Source organism: Trinickia sp., assembly GCF_051953405.1.
Classification (GTDB): domain Bacteria; phylum Pseudomonadota; class Gammaproteobacteria; order Burkholderiales; family Burkholderiaceae; genus Trinickia.
Genome location: NZ_JBQCIV010000079.1, coordinates 1 through 3,754 on the forward strand (window position 1 = coordinate 1; position 3,754 = coordinate 3,754).

General features: G+C 59.9%; 5 protein-coding genes. 4 read left to right on the forward strand and 1 reads right to left on the reverse strand.

Annotation, left to right across the window (positions count from 1 at the left end):
* The first annotated feature begins 89 nt into the window (after positions 1-89).
* The 4 genes from tnpA (at position 90) to ACTHN9_RS13310 (ending at position 3,145) form a co-directional block, all read left to right on the forward strand.
* Entirely contained in the window at positions 90-482 is a 393-nt protein-coding gene (gene tnpA / locus ACTHN9_RS13295; RefSeq protein WP_440537229.1) for an IS66-like element accessory protein TnpA, read from the forward strand.
* Entirely contained in the window at positions 479-814 is a 336-nt protein-coding gene (tnpB, locus tag ACTHN9_RS13300) for an IS66 family insertion sequence element accessory protein TnpB (protein WP_440537230.1), read from the forward strand. Before tnpA ends, tnpB begins: the two co-directional genes overlap by 4 nt.
* Positions 815-876: 62 nt before the next feature.
* Complete coding sequence (tnpC, locus tag ACTHN9_RS13305) at positions 877-2,409, forward strand: IS66 family transposase (protein WP_440537231.1); 1,533 nt, start codon at positions 877-879, stop codon at positions 2,407-2,409.
* Between the two features lie 73 nt (positions 2,410-2,482).
* A complete protein-coding gene (locus tag ACTHN9_RS13310) occupies positions 2,483-3,145 on the forward strand; it encodes a hypothetical protein (protein ID WP_440537232.1) in 663 nt (220 codons plus the stop codon).
* A gap of 87 nt (positions 3,146-3,232) precedes the next feature.
* Here the strand turns inward: ACTHN9_RS13310 and ACTHN9_RS13315 are convergent.
* Positions 3,233-3,754: hypothetical protein (locus tag ACTHN9_RS13315; protein WP_440537233.1), on the reverse strand; the 522-nt coding region annotated here is incomplete at its 5' end.

The window sequence follows — 3,754 nt, forward strand, 5'->3', positions numbered from 1 at the left end:
GTAAGCACCCGGCAAAGTCGCCTTGAAGCGCAGGAGTTCTGACGCGAGCATCGTGTCCATTAACAACTTTTAATGGACAGGTGTACACGATGGCAGAACTCGCAGTGAATCCCGAAGGCGCAGTGCAGCCGGTGCGCCGCCGCCGGCATAGTAAAGAATTCAAGGCGGAAGTGATGCGTGCGGCGATGCAGCCGCACGTGTCGGTCGCAGCGGTAGCGCTGCACTACCGTCTCAATGCCAATCTGGTTCGCAGTTGGATCACCCGGCAAGCCAAGCGCCAGGGCGGCAAGCAAACCAGTCATTCAACCGATGTGTCGCCTGCCGAATTCGTCCCGCTGCAGATTGCGGCGCCGCCGAGCACGTCACCGGCATCCGGCGCAATCGAGGTGGAAGTGTGTCGTGGGGCGACGACGATCACGATACGTTGGCCGTTGTCGGCCGCTAGCGACTGCGGCACGTGGCTGCAAGGTTGGCTGCGGTGATTCGCATCGAGGCGATTTGGCTGGCGACCGAACCGCTCGACATGCGCGCCGGCACGGAGACGATCCTCGCGCGTGTCGTCAAGGTCTTCGGCTCAGCGCGTCCGCATCACGCGTACCTGTTCGCCAACAAGAACTCGACGCGGATGAAGGTGCTTGTCTATGACGGCTTGGGTATCTGGCTGGCCGCTCGGCGTCTGAACAAGGGGCGATTCATCTGGACGAATGGGGATCTGATGATCGCCACCGCGCTTAACCCCGAGCAATTGCAGGCGCTGGTGATGGGGCTGCCCTGGCGCACGCTCGCCCACGATCACGCGATCACCGTCGTGTAATGTCCCTAAAGCCGTAAACTGGCTTGCTTCCGCGGCGGGGTAGGTTCTGGCAGACTGCCCGCATGAACCTACCCGCCAATCTCGACGCGATGAGCCCCGACGAACTGCGCACGCTGGCTGCGCAGTTGATGGCTCAGGTGGGCGAGAACGAGCGGGAACTGCGCTATCGTCAGACTCGTATCGACCAACTCACGCACGAGATTGCTACGCTCAGGCGCCTGCATTTCGGCAAGCGCAGCGAGCAACTCAACGCCGAGCAGATGAGCTTGCTCAACGAGGCCATCGACGCCGATCTAGCGGCGCTGGAAATCGAGCTTGAGCAGTTGCAGTCGAATACGCCCGCAGATAAGCCGCGTCAGCAGCCCAAGCGAGCACCGTTACCGGCGCACTTGCCGCGCACCGACATCCACCATGAACCCGACGACATCACGTGCGCCTGCGGTTGCCAGCGGGTGCGTATCGGCGAGGACATCAGCGAGAAGCTGGACTATACGCCCGGTGTGTTCACGGTCGAGCGCCATGTCCGCGGCAAGTGGGCCTGCAAGGCGTGCGAGACGCTGATTCAGGCGCCCGTGCCACCGCATGTGATCGATAAGGGCATTCCCACCGTTGGGTTGCTCGCCCAAGTGTTGGTCGCCAAGTACGGCGATCACTTGCCGTTGTACCGTCAAGAACGCATCTTCGAACGCGCCGGTCTTGCAATTCCCCAGTCAACGCTGGGCGAGTGGGTTGGCGTATGCGGGGTGCGATTGCAGCCACTGGTCGACGCGCTTCGCGAAGTGCTTCTCCAGCACGATGTGCTGCACGCTGACGAGACGCCGGTGCAAATGCTCGTTCCGGGGAAAGGAAAGACGCAGCGCGCGTACGTATGGGCATACGCCACGACGCAGTTCGCCGATGTGCGCGCCGTCGTCTACGAGTTCGCCGATAGCCGCGCAGGCGAACATGCTCGCAAGTTCCTCGGCAACTGGCGCGGCAAGCTGGTATGTGACGAGCACAGCGGCTACAAAGCCGGATTCGAGCTGGGCATCACCGAGATCGCATGCGTTGCCCATGCAAGACGCAAGTTCTTTGAGCTTCATACCAGCAACAAGAGTCAAATCGCCGAACAGGCGCTGAAATACTACGGCGAGCTTTACGCTGTCGAGCGCGATGTTGCTGAACTCACGCCGGATCGCAGACGAGAAGTGCGTCAGGCGCGTGCTCGGCCGATTGCCGATGCGTTACATGAGTGGATGCTCGCCCAACGCAAACTCGTCTCGGAGGGATCGGCGATCGCCAAGGCGCTCGACTACAGCCTCAGGCGTTGGGAAGCGTTCACGCGTTATCTGGACGATGGGCACGTGCCTATTGATAACAATTGGCTCGAAAATCAAATTCGTCCATGGGCCATCAGTCGGTCGAACTGGTTGTTCGCCGGTTCATTGCGTGCCGGGCAACGAGCAGCGGCGATCATGAGCCTCATTCGATCCGCGCAACTCAACGGCCACGATCCCTACGTCTATCTGAAAGACGTTCTCAACCGATTGCCGACCCACCGAGCCGACGACATCGCCGCGCTTCTACCGCATCGCTGGGCTCCTGCCGCCGTTTAATTAACGGCGAGGACGCCCGGGGATGCCTTCGCCGGGCGCTTACGGCCTATCCGCACATTGCGAAAGCTAAACCATGTTTGACATCATCTTTGGAGCGGCGCACGCCATCTACATTGCGGGTGCACTGGTCGGGAGCGTCATCCTATGGCCGGACCAGACTTACCCGCTTCACAAGGCCCCCGAGGAACGGGAGATGGTGGAAGTAGTCGGCTTCCATCCGCAGTGGTACAAGGCGGACTCGAAGTGCCATTACAGCGGCCTCATCGTCCCGTACGTGCGCGATTGGCCAGAAACCGTGCGCCACAGTCAGGGGGACGAAGTCCTTCCGCCGGACCTCGAGCACACGGCCGGGCACGCGGTCATCCTGGACAAGAAGACGTGTCCGGGGAAAGACAATGAAAGCGTGTTTCTGGTCGATGCGGTGGAACGCAACTTCGGCGCCATAGGGGGCGGCACCGACTTCCACTTCGACGACCCTGATACCATCAAACCCGAGTACAAGCCGAAATGGCTCCCGCAAGTCATGCAGCGCATCGAACGCATAGCGGCACACGACGAGAACGCTAAGGACCTTTTCGAGACAATCTCCGCGCTCGAGCGTGACCGTGCAACGAAGGCACAGGCTGCAGTAGCGGCGACATCTAACGCTACCGCTGCTAACGCCGGCGCGGCGGCACCGGCAAGTTCGCCGGTGTCAACAAGCGAACCAGTCATCCCGACCGCCCAAACCAACTGACGTCAATCGCCGGGGCGTACGGAAAATCTAACGCTCGGCCGGACCTATGACGGATGGCGAGTTGGTGCGCATCGTAGTGGTCTGCCGTCATGTTCTCCGGAACACTGCCGCCGTGTGAACCATCTTGCGGGTTCGATTGATGACCTTTTCGAGAATGTCCAGTGAAACGGCGTACTCATTCCGACAGCCGCCGCTTTCCGCCATGCAACTTTCGGTCGTCGCTTGAATGTCCTCCCACGTTACCTGCGCGAGAAACGGAGCTGTAGCGTGTATAGAGTCTGTGGAGCGCCGGCGCCACGCTATCAGTTCTTTCATGAATTGCTCGTAGCCAGTGCGGTCGAGTGCAGGCACATCGCCTTTCTCTACTCTAGCAAGTCCGACGAGGGCGAAAATATCAGCGTGTGCCTCCTTGTAGAGTTGATAGTTTTTCGGATTCTTTTTCTTATCGAAGAGTGGGTTTGTTGGAGCCTCCTTCAAGTCACTCTCAAAGGTATGACCCAGTTCGTGCCAGAGAATGTAGGAATACCAAAGCTTGTACTGAGCGCCCGATAGACCCGGAAAGTCCGCGAGCAAATTGCTCTGCCTGTTCACAAGGATGACTGCACTTCC